A 19,820-nucleotide genomic window follows, 5' to 3' on the forward strand; every position below is an offset into this window, starting at 1 on the left:
CGAGCCAACGGAGATCGCAAACAACATGTTTCTGCGACTGATCGGCTATTTATTCGGGATTGGCGCTGTGTTCTTCTTGGTGGTTGCAGCAGGCGTGGCCTGGTATGTCTCGGGCCTGACGGGCGGACTTCCATCCGTGGAGGTGCTCGCGAAATACGAGCCGCCGGTGATGACGCGTATCCACGCGGCAGACGGCCAGCTCGTGCAGGAATATGCTCATGAGCGACGCCTCTATTTGCCGATCCAGGCGATTCCGGATCGCGTGAAGGCTGCCTTCATCTCGGCGGAAGACAAGAATTTCTACCAGCATTCGGGTCTCGATTATGTCGGGATCATGCGTGCCGGCCTGCAGAACGTCGCCGCGCTCTCCTCGAACGGCCGCATGATCGGCGCGTCGACCATTACGCAGCAGGTCGCCAAGAACTTCCTTCTGACCAACGAGCGCACGATCGATCGCAAGATCAAGGAAGCGATCCTGTCGCTGCGCATCGAGCAGGCCAATTCCAAGGACAAGATTCTCGAGCTCTATCTGAACGAGATCTTCCTGGGCCTTGGTTCGTATGGTGTCGCTGCCGCCTCGCTCAGCTATTTCGACAAGTCGGTGCATGAGCTGACGCTGGCTGAAGCCGCCTATCTCGCCGCGCTGCCCAAGGGTCCGAACAACTACAATCCCTTCCGCTATCCCGAGCGCGCGATCGAGCGTCGCAACTGGGTCATCGACCGCATGGTCGAGAACGGCTATGCGACGGCCGACGAGGGCGAGGCCGCCAAGGCCCAGCCGCTCGGCGTCAAGACGCGCATCGCCAGCCCGCATATCTTCGCAGCCGATTATTACGTCGAGGAAGTGCGTCGCCAGTTGCTGCAGATCTATGGCGAGAAGGCGCTTTATGACGGCGGTCTGTCAGTCCGCACGTCGCTTGATCCGGCCTTGCAGGTCATGGCGCGGCAATCCCTCATGAACGGCCTCATCGCCTTCGACGAGGATCGTGGCTGGCGCGGCCCGGTGAAGAACCTGCCGCTCGGCGACGATTGGGGCACGGCCATCGGCTCGGTCACGGCGCTCTCCGACGTCTACGAGTGGCGCCTTGCCATCGTCACCGCCGTCAATAAGACCGAAGCCGAGATTGGCCTGCAGCCGGGACGCGGCGATACGGGCAAGCTGCTCGCCGAGCGCGAGACCGGCGTCATCCCGGCTGATGAGATGAAATGGGCGTTGCGCGGCAAGCGCTCGGTCGACAGCGTTCTGAAGGTCGGCGACGTCATCTATGTCGAGGCTGCCGATGGCAAGCCGGGCGCGTATCGCCTGCACCAGGTGCCCGAGATCGAGGGCGCCATGGTGGTGATGGACCCCCACACCGGCCGCGTGCTGGCGATGGACGGCGGCTTCTCCTATGCCGAGAGCGAGTTCAACCGCGCGACGCAGGCGCTGCGCCAACCGGGGTCCTCGTTCAAGCCCTTCGTCTATGCCGCCGCGCTCGACAATGGCTACACGCCGTCCTCGGTTGTGCTCGACGCGCCGATCGAGATCGATCCGGGCTTCGGTCAGCCGATGTGGCGGCCGGAAAACTACGCGCAGAAATTCTACGGTCCCTCGACGCTGCGCACCGGTATCGAGCAATCGCGAAACGTCATGACTGTCCGCCTTGCGCAGGACATGGGCATGCCGCTGGTCGCCGAATACGCCAAGCGTTTCGGTGTCTATGACAATCTCGGGCCCTATCTGCCGAATGCGCTCGGCGCCACCGAAACCACCGTGATGCGGATGGTCGCGGGCTATTCCGTGTTCGCCAATGGCGGCCGGCAGGTCAAGCCGACACTGATCGACCGCATTCAGGATCGCTTCGGCAAGACGATCTTCAAGCATGAAGAGCGGGTGTGCGATGGCTGCGATGCCGATAGCTGGCACAATCAGGACGAGCCCGTCGTCACCGACAATCGCGAGCAGGTGCTCGATCCGATGACGGCCTACCAGATCACGTCGATGCTGGAAGGCGTGGTCCAGCGGGGCACGGCAACGGTGGTCAAGCAGGTCGGCAAGCCGATCGCCGGCAAGACCGGTACCTCGAACGACTATAAGGACGCCTGGTTCATCGGCTATTCGCCCGATCTCGTCGTTGGCGTTTTCATCGGCTACGACAATCCGCGCCCGATGGGCCGGGGCATGACCGGTGGTGAAGTTGCCGCACCGATCGCGACCGAGTTCTTCAAGCTCGCCCTTGCCGACAAGCCGGCCATTCCCTTCCGCATGCCGGAGGGCCTGACGCTCGTTTCGATCGATCGCCGGACGGGCATGCGTGCGCCGCCTGACGCGCCGGGCACGATCATGGAAGCGTTCAAGCCGGGCACGGGTCCAGCCGATACCTATTCGGTCATCGGCTCCTCGGATGGTGGCACGGTTTCGAGCGAGTCCGACCGCGCCATCATGTCCGGTACGGGTGGCCTCTACTAAAGCAGTACGACCGCGCGCGAGAAGGCATCCATGAAGGCGGTTCTGGTCTCATGGCCCTTCTGGGCATTTCTCTCGGCGGTCTTCGCCGCGATGACGGCCATCTTCGCCAAGATCGGCGTGGAGAATGTCGGCTCGGATTTCGCGACCTTCATCCGCACGATCGTGATCCTGCTGACGGTCGCGTTCATCCTGACCGCGACCGGCCAGTGGCAGCCGTTCGGGACGGTCTCGACGCGCAGTTATGCCTTTCTGGTTCTGTCGGGCCTCGCGACCGGCGCCTCGTGGCTCTGCTATTTCCGCGCATTGAAGCTTGGCGATGCCGCCCGCGTAGCGCCCGTCGACAAGCTCAGCGTTGTCCTGGTCGCAATCGCCGGAGTGGTGCTGCTCGGCGAGCGGCTTTCGCCGCGCAACTGGCTCGGCATTCTGCTTATCGCCACTGGCTCGGTGCTGGTCGCCCTGCGGTAAGGATGCCGCAGGGGGCATTGCCGGAAATTCACTTGACCCAACAGCCACTTTGGCGCACCCAGCTTGGCTGTACGGCCCCTGTTTCGGGGCCGTCGATCTGAACCCGCAGGACAAAATGCCAAGCGACAGTCGAAGTCGATTGAGTCTGCCGCCCGTGGCCCGCACGGCCTGATCGCGCGTTCGATCGGCTCACCGTGACCGGCCGGGCGGCCGGCCGCAATGAGGTGAGTCATGGAAGAGATCAACGCCCTCCGCGGCGCGGATGCGCAGGACGTCGTGCTCGATTTTCGGCACGGCCATGTTGCAGATGTCGTCGAACATCTGAACCATCAGGAACCCGAGGAAGCCGCGTCCGTCCTGGCAGGCCTTCCTGACGATCGGGCGGTCGAACTGCTCGATCAGCCCGAATTCGACGATGCCGCCGATGTCGTCTCCAGCATGCCGCTCGACCGGGCAGCCAAGCTCTTGTCCGGCATGTCGGCCGATCGCGCCACCGATCTCCTCGGCGAGATCGAGGAGCCGCAACGCTCCCGGCTGATCGCCCGTCTCGACCATGAAACCCGCGCTGCCGTCGCGCGCCTCGCGGGCTATCCCGAGGGCAGCGCTGGCGCGATCATGACGACGGAGGTCGTAAGCGTACCGGCCGACTGGACGGTCGCCGCGACGCTCAACTACATCCGCCAGGTCGAGAAGAGCCGCGAGACGATCTACACGATCTGCCTGCTGCACCCTGAAACCGGGGCGCTGCTGCAGACCGCGACGCTGCGCAGGCTGATCACCAGCGAGCCGTCGGCACTGGTGCTGACGGCCGCGCGTCACAGCCGTCCGATCACGGTGTCCCCGACCACCGACCAGGAGGAAGCGGCGCGCCTCTTCTCGAAATATGATCTTCTCGCCGTCCCTGTCGTCGACGAGCGCCATCATGTCATCGGCATCGTCACGGTCGACGACATCATCGATGCCATCTTCCAGGAGAGCACCGAGGACGTGCAAAAGTTCGGCGGCATGGAGGCGCTGGACGAGCCCTACATGGAAATCAGCTTCCTGAGGATGATGAAGAAGCGTGCCGGCTGGCTCTCGGCGCTGTTCATCGGCGAGATGCTGACGGCGACGGCGATGCAGCACTTCGAGACGGAGCTTGAAAAGGCGATCGTGCTGACGCTGTTCATCCCGCTGATCATGAGCTCGGGCGGCAATTCGGGTTCGCAGGCGACATCGCTGATCATCCGGGCGCTGGCGCTTGGCGAGATCCGGCTGCGCGACTGGTGGCGGGTGGCGTTGCGCGAATTGCCGAGCGGCCTCTCGCTCGGCCTCGTTCTCGGAACGCTCGGCTTCGCTCGCATCACGGCCTGGCAGATGCTCGGGCTACACGACTACGGCCAGTTCTGGCTTCTGGTCGCGCTCACAGTCGGCGCCGGCCTCGTCGGCATTGTCACCTTCGGCTCGATGACGGGATCGATGCTGCCCTTCGTGCTGAAGCGTCTCGGCTTCGATCCAGCCAGCGCCTCAGCGCCCTTCGTCGCCACCCTCGTCGACGTCACCGGCCTGGTGATCTACTTCTCGATTGCCTCGGTGATCCTGCACGGGACGCTGCTTTAGGAATTGTCGGCGGCGGTGCTGCACCGCCGCCGACGTCTCGACTTCAGCGCCGCTCCATCTCGATGATGTCGAACGTCGATTCGACCTTCGGCAGCGGTAGTTCGAGCCGGTAGCGCTTGGCGTCCGCTTTCACGAAATAGCCGACCATGTCGCGGTCTGGATCGGATTTATAGGCGCGCGGCTTCTCGTCGGCGTAGTGGCCGGCGCCGTAGAACAGCAGCCGCTTCTCGCTGTCGTCGATGAAATGGCCAGACAGGCGCTGCGAGCCACTCGTCTTGACGAGACGGTAGCCGATATCGTCCTCGTCGATCCGGCATTTGAACCAGCCATAGATCGTGAGCGGCAGATTGCCGCCGAGCTTGATGGTTCGGCACCGGTAGTTGCCACGGATATCGACGCCGAGGATCGGCTTCGGTCCACCGGCAAGCACGTCGTCGAGTGTCGCGAGATCCTGCTTGCTGCCGCCGGCCCGGGCTTCGGCGACCGCGTCGCTCCGCGCTTTGTCGAAGGATGCAAGCCGCGCCTTGTCGGCCGATGTCAGCGTGCGCTCGGCCAGCGTGCCGTCGGCGTGGGCGGCGGGGATGGCCGCCAACAGCAACAATGCGGCGAGCGATGCCCTGGCGCGATGATTTGCCGGATGAGCTTTGGCTTGGGGATTGGTCATGCGCGCCTCTCAGGTTTACAGGCGGGAAGGGCGCCACTATGGTCGCGCCACGCTGCGGGGCGAGCCCCGCTCCTTGCCATCACGAGCTGGATTCCTAGCATATGCGAGCCGAGATCGAGACGATCGTCGACGAAATCAAGCAGGGCATAACCCTGCTGAGGAGGCATCTTTGACTGGGATCGTGCCAAGCGTCGCCTGCTCGAACTGAACGCCCTTTCTGAAACGCCGACCTTCTGGGACGATCCGCAGAAGGCACAAAAGCTGATGCGCGAACGCCAGAATCTCGAGGACGGGATCAAGGCGGTCGAGGCCAGCGAGCGTGATCTGGCCGACAATCTGGAGCTGATCGAGCTTGGCGAGGCCGAGGGTGATGCCTCGATCGTCGCCGAGGCCGAGAAGGCGATCTTCGCCCTGAAGGATGAGGTGCGCCGCCGGCAGATCAATTCGATGCTGTCGGGCGAGGCCGATGGCAACGACACCTATGTCGAGGTCCATGCCGGCGCCGGCGGCACCGAGAGCCAGGACTGGGCCAACATGCTGCTGCGCATGTACACCCGCTGGGCAGAGCGCACCGGCAAGAAGGTCGAGCTGCTTGAAGTGCATGACGGCGAAGAGGCTGGCATCAAGTCGGCGACCATCCTCGTCAAGGGCGAACAGTCCTATGGCTGGCTGAAGACCGAATCTGGCGTTCATCGCCTGGTCCGCATCTCGCCCTATGACAGCAGCGCGCGCCGGCACACGTCGTTCGCCAGCATCTGGGTCTATCCGGTCGTCGATGATTCGATCGATATCGAGATCAACGAGAGCGACTGTCGCATCGATACCTATCGTGCGCAGGGCGCGGGCGGCCAGCACATCAACACGACGGACTCTGCCGTGCGCATTACGCATATGCCGTCCGGCATCGTCGTGCAGTGCCAGAACGAGCGCTCGCAGCACAAGAACCGGGCCGCGGCCTGGGACATGCTGCGCGCCCGTCTCTACGAGGCGGAGCTGAAGCGCCGCGAGGCAGCTGCCATGGCGACCGAGTCGACCAAAAAGGACATCGGCTGGGGGCACCAAATCCGCTCCTATGTGCTGCAGCCCTACCAGCTGGTGAAGGATCTGCGCACGGGCGTCGAAAGCACGGATCCGCAGACCGTCCTCAATGGCGACCTCAACACGTTCATGGAAGCCGCGCTCGCGCAGCGCCTCGGCGGCGCCGATGTCGAGGTTTCCGATATCGATTGATCGGCTGCGCGACCGCCGGTCCCCGGCGGCCTGCCGCTTCAGCGCGTCAGCCAGTCGGCAAGGGCCCTGTTCACCGCTTCGGGCTGCTCCAGCGTCGAGGCATGGCCGCAGCGTGCCAGTGTGACCAGCCGCGCGCCGGGGATCGCCGCCGCAATCTCCGCGGCGCGGTCCGGCGGCGTGAGCGGGTCCTGGTCACCGACCATCACCAGTGTCGGCACGGAGATGGCCGGCAGTCCGGGACGCGAATCCGCCCGCGCAATGATCGCTTCCTGCTGCCGGGCGAGGCCGTCTACGCCGATGGTCCGAGCCATGCGGTTATTGACGGCGTGAATTGAAGCATCGCCCCGATGCTCGGGATGAAGGATCGCGTCGGTCGTGGCGGCGATAAGCGCGTCGAAATCGCCGGTGCGCGCCTGCTCCACCATCGCCCGTCTGAGGGCTGTCTGCTCGGGTGTGTCGGGCCGCGCCGAGGTGCTGATCAGCGCAAGCCTCATCACGCGTTGGGGCGCCTGCCGCATGATCTCGAAGGCGATGTAGCCGCCCATCGAGATGCCTGCCAGCGCGAAGCCGGCCGGCGCCTGTTCGAGGATCGCCGAGGCCATGGCGGCGATGGTGCTGCCTTCGAGTGTTGAGGCGATCGTGACCGGACCGTGCGGCCACAGCGCCGGGATCTGTGGCGAGAAGACCTCCGCGGTGCAGAGGAGTCCAGGTACCAGCAGGATCGGCGTCATGGCTGCGCTCCAGGCGGACATGCGGGATGTCGATCGGTTCTAGAGCAACCGCGCCATGTCTCGTCCCGGCACAATATAGGTCATCGGATCGATCGGCTTGCCGTTGATGCGGATCTCGTAGTGGAGATGCGATCCCGTCGACCGGCCGGTCGAGCCGACTTTGCCGATCTCCTGGCCTTCGGCCACCTTCTGCCCGACCTTGACCTTGATCGCCGAGAGATGGCCGTAGCGGGTTACGATGCCATTGCCATGGTCGATGTCGACCATGTTGCCATAGCCACCGTCCCAGCCCGCCGAGATGACCGTGCCGCCAAGAGCGGCTGGCGCCGAATATCCCGTCGGTGCGCGGAAATCGACGCCTGTATGCATGGCCGGACGGCCGAGGAACGGATCGGTGCGCGCGCCGAAGCCGCTGGAGATCGGCGCATTGCCGAGCGGCGCGTCCCAGGGGAGCGAAAGCGCGATGCGGCGGGTGGCCGCGAGGCGGTCGAGCTCGGCGCTCAGCGTCTTCACGCCGAGGGCGAAACGGGCAGGGCTCGGATCGTCCGGCAGCGGTACGAAGGGCCCGCCGACAGCGTCGTCATCGTTGCCTGCGCCCGGCGCCTTGCGTCCGACGCGCTTCAATACGGCAGCGATGCGATCCGCGCGTGTCGCGACAGAACGGGTCAGTCCGGCCACCGTCGCCTCCTGCGCCTTCTCCATCGCGTCGACATCCGTCTCGATCTTCGCAATGCGCGCGACATCGGCCGGCTTCAAATGGCCGCCGGCAACGCTCGCGAGCTGGATCTGTGGCCGCGCGACGGGCGTCGCGCTGGCGCTCGGGCCATTGCCCTTCTTCTTGGGACGCGGCGTCGCAACGGGGACCTTCACGTCGAAGCCGGCTCGCTTGGCTGCGTCGGTGATCCTGGCCAGCAGGTCCTGCCGCTTCGCGAGTTGTTCCTGGCGGTCAAGAACACGGCCGACCGCCTGTTCGACGGTCGACTTGTCCATTTGCTGGCGCTCGGCAAGGCGGTCCATCTCGCCCTTGAGGTCGGCCAGCTTGCTTTCATAGGCGTTGGAGAGCTTGGCTTTCAGCTCGCCCTCGCGGCGCTGCCGGATGACCGTCTCCATCGCCTGCCTGAGCACGGCTTCGTCGGCGTCGGTGAAGACCGCCGGCGTCTCGCGGCTGAAGTAAAGCGTGGCGCCGCCCGCCGAAATGCCGACCAGCAGCAACAGGCCGATCGCCACTGAGACGATCAGGCGCCGGCTGACATGCACCGCATGGAGTATGTCGCCATGCGCGACGATGACGCGCGTTCCGGACCTGGCAGGCTGGGGGCGAGGTGCTGGTCGCCGCTTCGCCGCCGGGCGCCCCGAGGGCGCCACAGGGCTGTGCGATGACGGGCGGTGAGCAGTCTGCATGGCGTCCGTTCAAGCTGGCGCGGGATATCGTGACGGGCCGTCCGAGGAGGATCGGCTGATGCCTCACTACAGCCCGGGCACGGTTAACCGTCTGTTACGCAAGCGCTTCAAAAGCCGAAGAATTGGGGATAGAGAGCCGGGTTCATAAGGCGAAGGCACAGGCTTTAGGCGGTCGCCATGAGAGGCGCGCATGCGACAATCGGCGCCTCGCTACAGCAGCCGTGTCATCTCCTTGCCGGCGATCAGGAAGCGCATCGGATCGATTGCCTCACCATCGACGCGGATTTCGTAATGAAGATGCGGGCCGGTCGAGCGTCCCGTCGATCCGACCCGGCCGATCCTGCCGCCGGCCGCGACCTGATCGCCGACCCGCACCGAGATTGAATCTAGATGGCCATAGCGGGTGACCACGCCATTGCCGTGGTCGATATCGACCATATTGCCATAGCCGCCGTTCCACTCCGCCGCGATCACTCGCCCTGCAGCGACTGCCCGGGCCGGATAGTTGCGCGGCGCGCGGAAATCGATGCCGGTATGCATGGCAGGCCGGCCGAGAAAGGGATCGACACGCGCCCCGAAGCCGCTGGATATTGGCGCATTGGCGATCGGCTGGCTCCACGGCAGCGACAGCGCCACCTTGCGGACGGTGGCGAGGCGATCGAGCTCGGCTGAGAGCACGGCAACACCGCTGGCGAAGCGATCGGGCTCGGTTGCTGTGGGCAAGGGAACGAAGGGGCCGCCGACATCGTCCTCCGCGGCGGGCCGCGGCACTTTGCGTCCAACGCGTTTCAGGAGCGTCGAAATCCGGTCGGCACGGGTCGTCACACCGCTGGCGAGTTCCGTGATGGTCGCATCCTGCGCCGTCTCCATGGCGGCGATGTCGGTCTCGATCGAGGCGATGCGGTCCGTGCCGGGAAGAGGGGCGAGGGGATCGCCGGCCGTGGCGCCGGCCGCACTAGCAAGGCTTACCGTCGGGACGGCGATGGTGTCGGCGCTGGCCTGCTTGCCGTCTCTGCGCAGCGGCGGCGGCTGCGTGACGTCGAAACCGGCCCGGCGCGCCGCTTCGGTCAGCCGTGCGAGCATATCCTGTCGCTGGCCGAGTTCGTCCTGCCGATCGAGCAATTGTTCGACCTTTTGCTCGACTGTCGCGTGATCGACCAGCCGGCGCGAGGTGATGCGCTCGATCTCATTGCGCAGTGCCGAGATCCGATCCTCATAGGTTTCGCGAAGCACGGCCTCGCCGCCCGAGTCCCGGCGCAGCCAGTCGTCGCGGAACACGAGATAGGCGGTGGATGCGAAATAGAAGACCGAGAAGAGCACAAAGCAGGCCCCGGCCAATGCCATCAGCCGAGGATTGAAGTGGATCGCCTGCAGGCGATCGCCGCGCGCGATGATGATGCGCGTCTCGGATTTCTGCGTCTTGTTTCCGGCTTCTTGGCGAGGCGGAGGTCGGGAATCGGGGGCGGGAGCCGGCCGGATTCGCGAAGCTCTGGCATTCGGCAGCATGGGCGCTTCAACCTGGCGATGGTGACCGCGACCGGCGCTTTGGGTCGCCGGTTCATCGCCGATTAGAAAGCGTTAAGGTTAAGCCTTGGTTACCCCGGGCACCCGCCGCTACACGTCAAGCGCGCGAACGAGTGGGCGGTAGAAGCCTGGGGTCATGCCGGCTTCCGAGCGGGCCGCATCGTTGAAGGGCGGCTTCAGCGGGCCGCGGAAGTGCTTGATCACCAGCTTGCGGAACGTCGGCTCGGGCGCGAGCCCATGGCGGTCGCAGAGGAAGCGGAACCATTTGCAGCCGAAGGCGACATGGCGCCGCTCGTCGCGATAGATGATCTCGAGGATCCCGGCGCCGGCTTCGTCTCCCTGTTCCGCCAGCTTGCCGATCAGGGGCGGGGTGACGTCGAGGCCGCGCGCTTCCAGCACAAGTGGCAGGACCGCGAGGCGGGCCATCAGGTCATGACCGGTCTCTTGCGTCGCTTCCCAGAGCCCGTCATGAGCGGGCAGGTCGCCATAGGCAGCGCCAAGCGCGCGGAGATGCTCGGAGAGCAGCGAGAAATGCTTCGCCTCCTCGAGGCCGACCTGAACCCAATTGTCGAAGAACGAGCGCGGCATCGGCACGCGCGCGAAGCGGCCGACGAGATCCCAGGTCAGGTCGACTGCGTTGAGCTCGATATGGGCAAGCGAGTGAATGAGAGCGGTGCGGCCATGCGCGGACGCGACCGACCGCTTCGGCAGCGCCCGTGGCGGCACCAGCAACGGGCGCTCCGGGCGACCCGGCCGGTCCGGCATCGGCCGATCTTCGGCGCCGCGCAACGAAAGGCGCCGCCCAAACCAGCCCTTGGCTGCCGCGAAGGCGATGTCGACCTTCTCGTCGAGATCGGCGGTAGCGACGATCCGGGCCGAGGCATCGGCAAGGCTGGCGAAAGCGGCCATCGTCAGAGCGCTCTCGCTGCGGCCAGCACCTCGGCGACATGGCCTTTCACCCGGAGTTTCGGCCAAATGCGGGCAATGCGACCCTCGGCGTCGATCAGGAACGTGGTGCGCACGACGCCCATATAGGTTCGGCCATACATCTGCTTCTCCTGCCAGACACCATAGGCCTCTACAACATCCCTGGTCTCGTCCGAGGCGAGCGAGACACCCAGGCTGCGCTTCTGCCTGAACTTTTCGTGCGACTTCACCGAATCGGGCGAGATGCCGAGGATTGCCGTTCCGGCCGCTTCGAAATCGCCTCTCGCAGCTGTGAAGTCCAGTGCCTCGGTGGTGCAGGTCGGCGTGTCGTCGCCTGGATAGAAGAAGATCACGAGCTTTCGGCCGCGAAAGGCGGATAGCGCTACGGAACCGCCGCCATCGGTGGGGAGTTCGAACGAAGGGGCGTTGTCACCCGGGACGAGCTGGCCCATTCTTGCCTTCCTTTTGTCGGGTTTGTCTGGCCTCAGAAACAGAAAACGGGAATAGGTTACAAGGCATGTTGAGCCGGACGCCCCGCGAATTGCGCGGATGGGCCCCGCATATGGCATATGCCGCCGGAACTGTTGCCAGCCTGGCCGCGGCGCCGTCGGCTATCGTCACGACAGAGGGTTTTCACGCCTGACAACGCGGCTCGACCAGTTTCCCTCGGCGCGGGCTCATCGACCGCTCGTTGCCAAGGGGCCGACCCGCCGGCGCGGCTGGCTCGGCATCCTGTTGCGTGTTGCGAGCACGCTTATTCTGCTGCTGATCGTGCTGTTCGGCGCGCTGGCCTTCATCCTTGCATCTGGACCCGTCGAACTCGACGTCCTGCGCAACCGCATCGCCGAGACGATCAGCCGTCAACTCGGCCCTGGCTATGACGTCAGTGTTGGCGCAGCACTGATAGACGTCGATCCGGTCATGGGCCTGATGGCTCGCATCGATGACATCAAGGTCGACGATCGCGGTCGCTCATCCGTGGCGCATATCCCGACCTTGCGCTTCGGCATCGATCCTCTGTCATTGCTGCGACTGCGCCTCGACATCACGCAGGTCGAGGTCACAAACCCGGATATCTCGCTGGTGCGCGGCGGCGACGGACGCATCTATCTCGGAACGGCGGAACACGCTGCGCCGGCCGCGCCGGATGCGAAGCCAGCAGCCGCCGCTCCGGCCGCGCAGCCGCCGGCCCTCGACGCCATCGACGGCGGCTTTCCCGATCTCTTCACCGCGCTGCACATCATGAATGGCGGGCTGGAGCCGGCTATCGACGCAGCGATCGCCCGCAATTTCCAGCGCCTCAACGTCGATGCCGGGACGATCCACATCTGGGACGCCAAGAAGCTGCAGCAGCGCGTCTTTCCCCATACCGATCTTTCGCTCAACCTCGATCCGGGCGGGACGATCAAGGCGACATTCGCGACATCGGGTTATTCGGGCCGCTGGGGCATCATCGGCGAGCGCTCGCTCGATCCCAAGACCGGCGACCGGAACCTCACGCTTTCGTTCTCGCAATTGACGCTCGCCGACATCGAGCCGAATTTCGGTCGGCCGGAAAGCCTGATCGTCTCCGACATTCCCCTGTTCGGGCGCGCGACGGTCGTGCTCGGCGCCGATGGTGACGTCAAGGACGCGCAGCTTCGGTTCGATCTCGGCGCGGGCAAATTCGTCTCGGGCTTCGGCAAGGATACGGTGCTGCTCGACGAGGCGACGATCCGCGTCCATTGGGACATCGCCCGCCGCAGCCTGGTCCTCGAACCCTCCAACTTCCAGTTCGGTCCGACCTCGGCGATTCTGACTGGCGCTATCAAGCCGCTCAGCGACAAGTCGGACGGTCGCTACAGCTTCGAATTCGAAACGCGCGGCGCGATGCTGGCGAGCGACACCAACTCGCCGCCGATCGTCGCCGATCGCATCGCTCTCGTCGGGACGGCCGATTTTCCGGGCAAGCGGATCGACATCAAGGACTTCGACATCACGACGCCCGTCGGATCGGTTGCCGCGGCCGGAACGCTCGGGCTCGAAGGGGCGACGCCATCGCTGGCGCTTTCTGCATCGTTCACGCCGATGTCGATTTCGGCCGTGAAGCAGATCTGGCCGCCGACACTGGCGGGGCCGGCGCGGAAATGGGTGCTGGAGCATGTGACCGACGGCCGCGTTTCCTCGGCGCATTTCGAGGCGGCGGTGCCTGGCGGCGTGCTGTGGACCGGCGAGCGCGTCACGATGCCCGAAAACTACATGCGGCTCGATGCCCGTCTCGAGGATGTCAGTTTCAATACGGTCGGCACGATCCCGACGATCACCAATGTCAGCGGCAATGCGGTGGTTGCCGGCTCGACCTTCGGCATGGATATCGACAAGGGCACGATCACCGCGCCGTCCGGCAAATCGGTCGACATCACGGCCGGCATCTTTGCCGTCCCCAACACGGCGGTCGCCAACGCAGAGAGCCGCATCGAGACGCAGTTCGAGGGCGATGTCGGCGCGATCGCGGAGATCGCCAATTCCGAACCGATGCGGGCAATGTCGCGAAACGGCATCGATCCGACCAATCTCTCCGGCGACGGGAGCGGCAGCCTTTCGATCACCATGCCGCTGAAGCCGGGATTGCTGCCGAGCGACATCAAATGGCGCGCGACCCTCGACACCACCGGTTTCGCGAGCTCCGCGCCCATTGATGGCCGCATCATCAAAAGTGGCGCCTTTGCCATGGTGGCGAGTGCCGACGCCTTCTCGATCAAGGGCAAGGCGACGATCAACGGCGTGCCGGCCACGATCGACCTGACGCAGCCGCTGCGGACTGGCGAGGGCGATAGCGAGGCCGCGCGGCGCAGCGTCCAACTCGTGCTCGATGCCGATGCCCGCAAGCGTCTCGGCATCGGCCTCGACAACATGCTCGGCGGCACGGTCGGCGCCTCCATCACCGATCTCAGCGACGGCCGCAAAGGACAGCATTACGAATTCGACCTGAAACAGGCCCGGCTCGTCCTGCAGGCGCTCGGCTGGACCAAGGGTATCGGCGTTCCCGCCAAGCTGGTTTTCGACATGGTGCCGCGGCCCGAAGGCGGCTTCCTCGTCGAGGACATGGTGGCGACCGGCGACGGCTTCGGCTTCCGCGGCAAGGCGATGCTCGATGCGAAATACGGGCTCGTTTCTGCCGATATCGACCGTTTCGCGCTGCGCAAGGGCGACCAGATCTCGGTAACGCTGCTCCGCAAGGGCGACGGCTACCAGATCACGGCGCGGGGCGCCTCCTTTGATGCGCGCGGGCTGATTGCGCAGTTGAAGTCGAACACGCAGGGCTCCGACGACGGCGCGGCGTCGCTGTCGGTCGATGCCAAGATCGACAGCATCACCGGCTTTGGCCAGGTCACGCTCTCGAACAGCGCCATTCTGGTTTCGACGAACGGAGGCGCGCTCGGCAAGGCAAGCCTCAAGGGGGCTCTGCCCGGCGGTGGCGTCGCCATGGTCTATAACGACAACGGCTCGTCCGGCGCCAGCCTCGACCTCCAGTCCGCCGACGCCGGCAATCTCTTCAGCTTCGTCGACCTCTACCGTCGCATCAGCGGCGGCAAGCTTCGCCTTTCGGGCGAGCGCAGCGGCGCCAAGGGGCCGCTCTCGGGCGTCTTCGACGTCGCAAGCTTCACGATCGTCGACGAAGCCTCGATGCGCAAGCTCGTCTCGGCGTCGACGGGGACCGGCGAGAATGTCCAGCCGAGCGGCCTTGATCCCGACCATGTGCCATTCGACAGGATGCGTCTCGACTACACCAAGCGCGGCTCGCTGATCGTCATCGAGGATGCCGTGCTGCGCGGCGCCACGGTTGGCGCGACGCTCAACGGCACGATCGACCTCGCCAAGCAGATGATCTCCGTCGCGGGGACCTACCTGCCGGCCTATGCGGTCAACAATCTGTTCGGCCGCTTGCCGCTGATCGGCCTCGCGCTCGGAGGCGGTAGCCAGGGCGGCCTGTTCGGCGTCACGTTCAAGGTCGAGGGGCCAATCTCCGGCCCGAGCCTGACCGTCAATCCGCTGTCGATGATCACGCCCGGCATCTTCCGCAAGATCTTCGAGTTCCCGGTCAACTGACGCCGGCCTCGTTTCGAGGCTTCGCCGGGTGTATTCATTCCGGGGCGCACAGGTTTCCGCTGCGCTTCGGAGGGAAATCATGGGTACCAACGATTCTGTCTTCGCGGGTGCTATTCCTGATCTCTATGACCGTCTCCTGGTCCCGCTGATCTTTCAAAGTTATGCCGAGGATCTTGCCGATCGTATCGCTGCGATGCGCCCGAAGAGCCTGCTCGAGGTTGCGGCGGGAACAGGCGCGCTGACCCGAGCGCTCGCGGCCCGCCTTCCGCGCGATACGACGATCATCGCCACCGATCTCAATCAGCCAATGCTCGATCGCGCGATTGCACAGCAGTCCGACGATCCGCGCATCACGTTCCAACTCGCCGATGCCCAGGCCTTGCCGTTCGAGGACGACCAGTTCGATGTCGTTGCCTGCCAGTTTGGCGTGATGTTCTTTTCCGACAAGGTGACGTCCTATCGCGAGGTGCTCCGCCTGCTGCGTCAGGACGGGCGTTATCTCTTCAACGTCTGGGATGCGCTGCCGGCCAATGTGTTCGCCGAGACCGTGACGATGGCACTGACAGAGATGTTTCCCGAGGATCCGCCGCTATTCATGGCGCGCACGCCCCACGGCCATTTCGACCAGACCCGCATTCGTGACGACCTCGCTGCGGCGGGTTTCCGTTCCGTCGACACCGAAACCGTCTCCCACACGAGCCATGGCGGCTCGGCGCGCGAAGTGGCGATGACCTATTGCCAGGGAACGCCCCTGCGTGCCGAGATCGAGGCGCGCCGGCCCGGCGGTCTCATCGAGGCAACGGAGAGAGCCGCCGAAGCGCTGGAGCGGAGATTTGGATCTGGCCCGATCGAAGGAGCGATCCGCGCCATCGTGGTCGAGGCGGCGCCCTAACGAGCCGCCTCTTTAGGCCGGACGGATCAGGACGTGTTTCTTGCGGCCGAGCGAGAGCTTGACGACGCCTTCGGGCGTGAGCAGGCCGGGGCCGATCATCGTCTTTTCGTCGGTCAGCGCCGCATCGTTGACCCTGAGGCCGCCGCCCTTGATCTGGCGCCGCGCCTCGCCATTCGAAGCGACGAGGCCGGCGCGGACGAAGAGGCCGAGCGCGCCGATGCCGGCTTCGAACTCGGCAGCTGGCACTTCGATCGTCGGCAGCGACTCGGCGAGCGCGCCTTCCTCGAAGGTCTGGCGGGCCGTCTCCGCCGCAGCTTCGGCGGCTTCCCGTCCATGCACGACGGCCGTCGCCTCGGTGGCGAGGATCTTCTTCGCGTCGTTGATCTCGGCGCCGCCGAGCGCTTCGAGCCGCGCGATCTCCGAAAGCGGCAGCCGCGTGAAGATCTTGAGGAAGCGGCCAACATCGGCGTCCTCGGTGTTGCGGAAATACTGCCAGAAATCATAGGGGCTGAAGAGATCGCCGTTCAGCCAGACGGCGCCCTTGGCCGTCTTGCCCATCTTGGCGCCCGAAGAGGTGGTCAGCAGCGGCGTCGTCAGCGCATAGAGTTGCGGCCGGTCCATCCGGTGAGCCAGATCGACGCCGTTGATGATGTTGCCCCATTGGTCGGAGCCCCCCATCTGCAGCACGCAATCATAGCGGCGGTTCAGCTCGACGAAGTCGTAGCCCTGCATGATCATGTAGTTGAATTCGAGAAAGGAGAGCGATTGCTCGCGATCGAGCCGCAGCTTCACCGAATCGAACGACAGCATGCGGTTGACAGAGAAATGCCGGCCGACATCGCGCAAGAATTCGATGTAGTTGAGCTTGAGCAGCCAGTCGGCATTGTTGACCATGACCGCATCTCCGGCGCCATCGCCGAAGCAGAGGATACGCGAGAAGATCTGCTTGATGCCGGCGATGTTGCGGTCGATTTCCTCGACGGTCAGCAGCTTGCGCTGGTCGTCGCGAAACGAGGGATCGCCGACCATCGACGTGCCACCGCCCATCAGCGCGATCGGCCGGTGGCCGGTTTCCTGCAGCCAATGGAGCATGGTCGCGGAAATCAGATTGCCGATATGAAGGCTGGTCGCAGTCGCGTCATAGCCGACATAGGCCGTGATCGGGCCCTTGACGCATTGTGCGTCCAGCCCCTCGGGGTCGGAGATCTGGTGGATGAGCCCGCGCTCGCTGAGCACCTGCAGGAAATCGGACTTGAACGCGGTCATGGCATCGTCTCGAAAGGGTGGGTGTCGTGGCAGGCTTTAGCAGCCGCCGCTGAAAAGATCATCAGCGGCGGCTCTCTTTGACGAGGGTTGCTTCAGACGGCGGTGGCGAGGCGGGCTTCCGGCCGGGCGCGCTCGCGACGGCGGGCGACGGCTTCGGCAAGCTGCTCCAGGACGCCGATCGAAGTCTGCCAGTCGATGCAGCCATCGGTGATGCTCTGGCCGTAGACGAGCGGACGGCCGGGGACGAGGTCCTGGCGCCCCGCGACGAGATTGCTCTCGATCATCACGCCCATGATGCGGTCGTCGCCGGTGGCGATCTGAGCGCCTATCTCCTCGCAGACGCGCGGCTGGTTTTCCGGCTTCTTCAGGCTGTTGGCGTGGCTCGCATCGATCATCAGGAAGGGCGGCAGCCCAGCCTTTGCGAGCTCGGCCGCGGCCGCGTCGACGCTGGGTGCATCATAGTTCGGTGCTTTGCCGCCGCGCAGGATGATATGGCAGTCGTCATTACCGGTCGTGGCAGCGATTGCCGATCGTCCATCCTTGGTCACCGCCAGGAAATGATGCGGCTGCGAGGCGGAGAGCACCGCGTCAACAGCGATCTTCACATTGCCGTCCGTGCCGTTCTTGAAGCCGACGGGGCAGGAGAGGCCGGAGGCGAGTTCGCGATGCACCTGGCTCTCGGTCGTGCGCGCGCCGATGGCGCCCCAGCCGACGAGATCGGCGAAATATTGCGGCGTCGTCATGTCGAGGAATTCGGAACCTGCCGGAAGGCCGAGCTTGTTGATCTCAAGCAGCAGGCTGCGAGCCCGGCGAAGGCCCTTGTCAATATGGAAGCTGCCGTCGAGGTCGGGATCGTTGATCAGCCCCTTCCAGCCGACCGTGGTGCGCGGCTTCTCGAAATAGACGCGCATGACAATCTCGAGCTCCGAGCCGAGGCGCTGGCGCATTTCGACGAGGCGATGGGCATAATCGATCGCCGCGTCGGGATCATGGATCGAGCACGGTCCGATCACGACGGCGAGGCGATCGTCGCGGCCATGCAGGATCTCGTGTAGCGAACGGCGCGTCGCGGCGACCGTCTGGCTGGCCACGTCGGTGCGGGGGAACTCCGCCATCACTGCGGAAGGCGGCGAGAGTTCTTTCAAAGCGCTGATGCGCAGGTCGTCGGTGGTGTCGGGCACGGTTCGGGCTCCTTGGAGTTTCCCGGCAGCGGCCAACAAAAAAGCCGCCAACTCGGTTTGGCGGCTTGGTGGTGGATGCTTCGATTGTCTACTTCGAGCGCGCTCCTGCCTCCGCCGCCGGCAACGGATAGCTAAAGTACCAACCAAAGAAGAAGGTGCGGGCAGAGAGGTTCATGAGCGAGGCTATAGCCGAGCCGCAGGACTTTGTCACCTCCTTGATTGACGCGGGCGCGGCGGCTGGCGAAACAGAGCGCTCGGGCGGAGATGGGATCCGAATCATGCGCAGGATTGTCGCGGCGGGGCTGATGAGCGGAACGTCGATGGATGGCATCGACGCGGCCTTGATCGCCACCGACGGCGAGGATGTCGAGGACTTCGGGCCGACCGCCTTCCGGCCCTATTCGGACGCTGAGCGCGCTGTGCTGCGTGCAGCTCTCGCCGCCGCCACCACCTTGACCGACCGGACAGCGCGGCCTGGCGTCCTGGCAGAGGCCGAGCGCATCGTCACCGACGCGCATGCCGAAACGGTCGAGGGGCTGCTCGCGCGCGACGATGTCGACGCGGTCAGGGTCTCGCTGGTCGGCTTTCATGGCCAGACCGTCTTCCATGCCCCGGCGCGGCGGCTCACCGTACAGATCGGCGACGGAGCCGCGCTAGCCAAACGGCTGGGCATCCCTGTCGTCCATGATTTCCGTGCCGCCGACATCGCCGCGGGCGGCCAGGGCGCGCCGCTGGTGCCGATCTTCCATCGTGCGCTCGTCCGGGCCGCCGGGCTTTCGGGCGATGTTGCCGTGGTCAATATCGGCGGGGTCGCGAATGTCACGCGGGTCGCAGCCGATGGCTCCCTGATCGCCTTCGATACCGGCCCCGGCAATGCGCTGATCGACGACCTGATGCTTGAGCGCACCGGCGCAGCCATGGATCGCGACGGGCGGCTGTCGCTCTCGGGAAAGGTGCAGGCGCAGACGCTGGCCGAGCTGATCGCCGATCCCTGGTTTGATCTGAAGCCGCCGAAATCGCTCGATCGCGACGCATTCTCGCGCCGGCCGGTGGCGAGGCTGTCGACGGCGGATGCCGCCGCGACGCTCGCGGCCTTCACCGCCGAGGCGATCATCCGCGGCATCGCGCTCGCCGGCGGGGCCGACAGGATCGTCGTCTGCGGCGGCGGCGCCCATAATCCCGCCATTCTCCGCCAGCTCGCGGTCATGAGCCGGGCGGACGTCACCACAGCCGATGCGCATGGCTGGTCGGTCGATTTCATTGAGGCGCAGGCCTTCGCCTATCTCGCCGCGAGAAACCGTGCCGGCCTGCCGATCAGCTTCCCCGAAACCACCGGCTGTCCTGCGCCGATGACCGGCGGCGTGCTATCGCTCCCTTGACATAAGGCCGGCTGGGCGCTGCC

The 19,820-nt window shown here is 65.2% G+C and carries 15 protein-coding genes; 7 read left to right on the plus strand and 8 right to left on the minus strand.

Annotated features, from left to right (window positions below):
• Window positions 1-25 precede the first annotated feature (25 nt).
• The 3 genes from LB518_RS03555 (at window position 26) to mgtE (ending at window position 4,513) form a co-directional block, all read left to right on the plus strand.
• Window positions 26-2,449: a penicillin-binding protein 1A gene (locus LB518_RS03555; protein ID WP_224573080.1), complete on the plus strand. Its 2,424-nt coding sequence runs from the start codon at window positions 26-28 to the stop codon at window positions 2,447-2,449.
• Between the two features lie 30 nt (window positions 2,450-2,479).
• Window positions 2,480-2,914 (plus strand): EamA family transporter, encoded by a 435-nt coding sequence (locus LB518_RS03560; RefSeq protein WP_224573082.1) that lies wholly within the window; start codon window positions 2,480-2,482, stop codon window positions 2,912-2,914.
• 231 nt (window positions 2,915-3,145) lie between these two features.
• On the plus strand, window positions 3,146-4,513 hold the full coding sequence (gene mgtE, locus LB518_RS03565; protein ID WP_224573084.1) for a magnesium transporter: 1,368 nt from the start codon (window positions 3,146-3,148) through the stop codon (window positions 4,511-4,513).
• 43 nt (window positions 4,514-4,556) lie between these two features.
• On the opposite strand, the gene LB518_RS03570 is transcribed toward mgtE, so the two are convergent.
• The gene (locus LB518_RS03570; RefSeq protein ID WP_224573086.1) at window positions 4,557-5,177 is read right to left on the minus strand and encodes a DUF4893 domain-containing protein; all 621 of its coding nucleotides are present in this window, start codon (window positions 5,175-5,177) and stop codon (window positions 4,557-4,559) included.
• Window positions 5,178-5,278: 101 nt separating this feature from the next.
• On the opposite strand from LB518_RS03570, the gene prfB reads away from it, so the two are divergent.
• Window positions 5,279-6,407, plus strand: a protein-coding gene (prfB, locus tag LB518_RS03575) for a peptide chain release factor 2 (protein ID WP_224573089.1) whose coding sequence is annotated in 2 segments (ribosomal slippage) — window positions 5,279-5,347 and window positions 5,349-6,407 — 1,128 coding nt in all. Because the reading frame shifts where the segments join, the coding sequence is not laid out codon by codon here.
• A 38-nt stretch (window positions 6,408-6,445) separates the two neighbouring features.
• Here prfB and LB518_RS03580 read toward each other — a convergent pair.
• From LB518_RS03580 to LB518_RS03600, 5 genes are all read right to left on the minus strand, one after another.
• On the minus strand, window positions 6,446-7,159 hold the full coding sequence (locus LB518_RS03580; RefSeq protein ID WP_224573091.1) for an alpha/beta fold hydrolase: 714 nt from the start codon (window positions 7,157-7,159) through the stop codon (window positions 6,446-6,448).
• Window positions 7,160-7,177: 18 nt separating this feature from the next.
• The gene (locus LB518_RS03585; protein WP_224573093.1) at window positions 7,178-8,539 is read right to left on the minus strand and encodes a peptidoglycan DD-metalloendopeptidase family protein; all 1,362 of its coding nucleotides are present in this window, start codon (window positions 8,537-8,539) and stop codon (window positions 7,178-7,180) included.
• 210 nt (window positions 8,540-8,749) lie between these two features.
• Complete coding sequence (locus LB518_RS03590) at window positions 8,750-9,883, minus strand: M23 family metallopeptidase (RefSeq protein WP_224573095.1); 1,134 nt, start codon at window positions 9,881-9,883, stop codon at window positions 8,750-8,752.
• 270 nt (window positions 9,884-10,153) lie between these two features.
• Window positions 10,154-10,972: a ferritin-like domain-containing protein gene (locus tag LB518_RS03595; protein WP_224573097.1), complete on the minus strand. Its 819-nt coding sequence runs from the start codon at window positions 10,970-10,972 to the stop codon at window positions 10,154-10,156.
• A gap of 2 nt (window positions 10,973-10,974) precedes the next feature.
• Entirely contained in the window at window positions 10,975-11,442 is a 468-nt protein-coding gene (locus LB518_RS03600) for a peroxiredoxin (protein WP_224573099.1), read from the minus strand.
• A gap of 283 nt (window positions 11,443-11,725) precedes the next feature.
• On the opposite strand from LB518_RS03600, the gene LB518_RS03605 reads away from it, so the two are divergent.
• On the plus strand, window positions 11,726-15,079 hold the full coding sequence (locus LB518_RS03605) for a DUF3971 domain-containing protein (RefSeq protein WP_224573101.1): 3,354 nt from the start codon (window positions 11,726-11,728) through the stop codon (window positions 15,077-15,079).
• A gap of 79 nt (window positions 15,080-15,158) precedes the next feature.
• Window positions 15,159-15,971, plus strand: coding sequence for a class I SAM-dependent methyltransferase (locus LB518_RS03610; protein ID WP_224573103.1), 813 nt, complete (start codon window positions 15,159-15,161; stop codon window positions 15,969-15,971).
• Window positions 15,972-15,983: 12 nt separating this feature from the next.
• Here the strand turns inward: LB518_RS03610 and tyrS are convergent, their stop codons facing one another.
• Window positions 15,984-17,237, minus strand: a complete 1,254-nt coding sequence (tyrS, locus tag LB518_RS03615) for a tyrosine--tRNA ligase (RefSeq protein ID WP_224573105.1) — start codon at window positions 17,235-17,237, stop codon at window positions 15,984-15,986.
• A 92-nt stretch (window positions 17,238-17,329) separates the two neighbouring features.
• The gene (locus LB518_RS03620; protein WP_224573107.1) at window positions 17,330-18,418 is read right to left on the minus strand and encodes a 3-deoxy-7-phosphoheptulonate synthase; all 1,089 of its coding nucleotides are present in this window, start codon (window positions 18,416-18,418) and stop codon (window positions 17,330-17,332) included.
• A 278-nt stretch (window positions 18,419-18,696) separates the two neighbouring features.
• Between LB518_RS03620 and LB518_RS03625 the strand changes: the two genes are divergently transcribed.
• Window positions 18,697-19,797, plus strand: a complete 1,101-nt coding sequence (locus LB518_RS03625; protein ID WP_224573109.1) for an anhydro-N-acetylmuramic acid kinase — start codon at window positions 18,697-18,699, stop codon at window positions 19,795-19,797.
• The last annotated feature ends 23 nt before the right edge of the window (window positions 19,798-19,820 follow it).

Source organism: Mesorhizobium sp. BR1-1-16 (assembly GCF_020165495.1).
Lineage (GTDB): Bacteria > Pseudomonadota > Alphaproteobacteria > Rhizobiales > Kaistiaceae > Kaistia.

Excerpts from the sequence above, each read along its gene's own strand:
- LB518_RS03585 (WP_224573093.1), bottom strand. The coding sequence starts at position 8,539 with ATGCAGACTGCTCACCGCCCGTCATCGCACAGCCCTGTGGCGCCCTCG.
- LB518_RS03610 (WP_224573103.1), top strand. The coding sequence starts at position 15,159 with ATGGGTACCAACGATTCTGTCTTCGCGGGTGCTATTCCTGATCTCTAT.
- tyrS (WP_224573105.1), bottom strand. The coding sequence starts at position 17,237 with ATGACCGCGTTCAAGTCCGATTTCCTGCAGGTGCTCAGCGAGCGCGGG.
- LB518_RS03555 (WP_224573080.1), top strand. The coding sequence starts at position 26 with ATGTTTCTGCGACTGATCGGCTATTTATTCGGGATTGGCGCTGTGTTC.
- LB518_RS03590 (WP_224573095.1), bottom strand. The coding sequence starts at position 9,883 with ATGGCATTGGCCGGGGCCTGCTTTGTGCTCTTCTCGGTCTTCTATTTC.
- LB518_RS03625 (WP_224573109.1), top strand. The coding sequence starts at position 18,697 with ATGCGCAGGATTGTCGCGGCGGGGCTGATGAGCGGAACGTCGATGGAT.
- LB518_RS03560 (WP_224573082.1), top strand. The coding sequence starts at position 2,480 with ATGAAGGCGGTTCTGGTCTCATGGCCCTTCTGGGCATTTCTCTCGGCG.
- mgtE (WP_224573084.1), top strand. The coding sequence starts at position 3,146 with ATGGAAGAGATCAACGCCCTCCGCGGCGCGGATGCGCAGGACGTCGTG.
- LB518_RS03580 (WP_224573091.1), bottom strand. The coding sequence starts at position 7,159 with ATGTCCGCCTGGAGCGCAGCCATGACGCCGATCCTGCTGGTACCTGGA.
- LB518_RS03570 (WP_224573086.1), bottom strand. The coding sequence starts at position 5,177 with ATGACCAATCCCCAAGCCAAAGCTCATCCGGCAAATCATCGCGCCAGG.
- LB518_RS03600 (WP_224573099.1), bottom strand. The coding sequence starts at position 11,442 with ATGGGCCAGCTCGTCCCGGGTGACAACGCCCCTTCGTTCGAACTCCCC.
- LB518_RS03595 (WP_224573097.1), bottom strand. The coding sequence starts at position 10,972 with ATGGCCGCTTTCGCCAGCCTTGCCGATGCCTCGGCCCGGATCGTCGCT.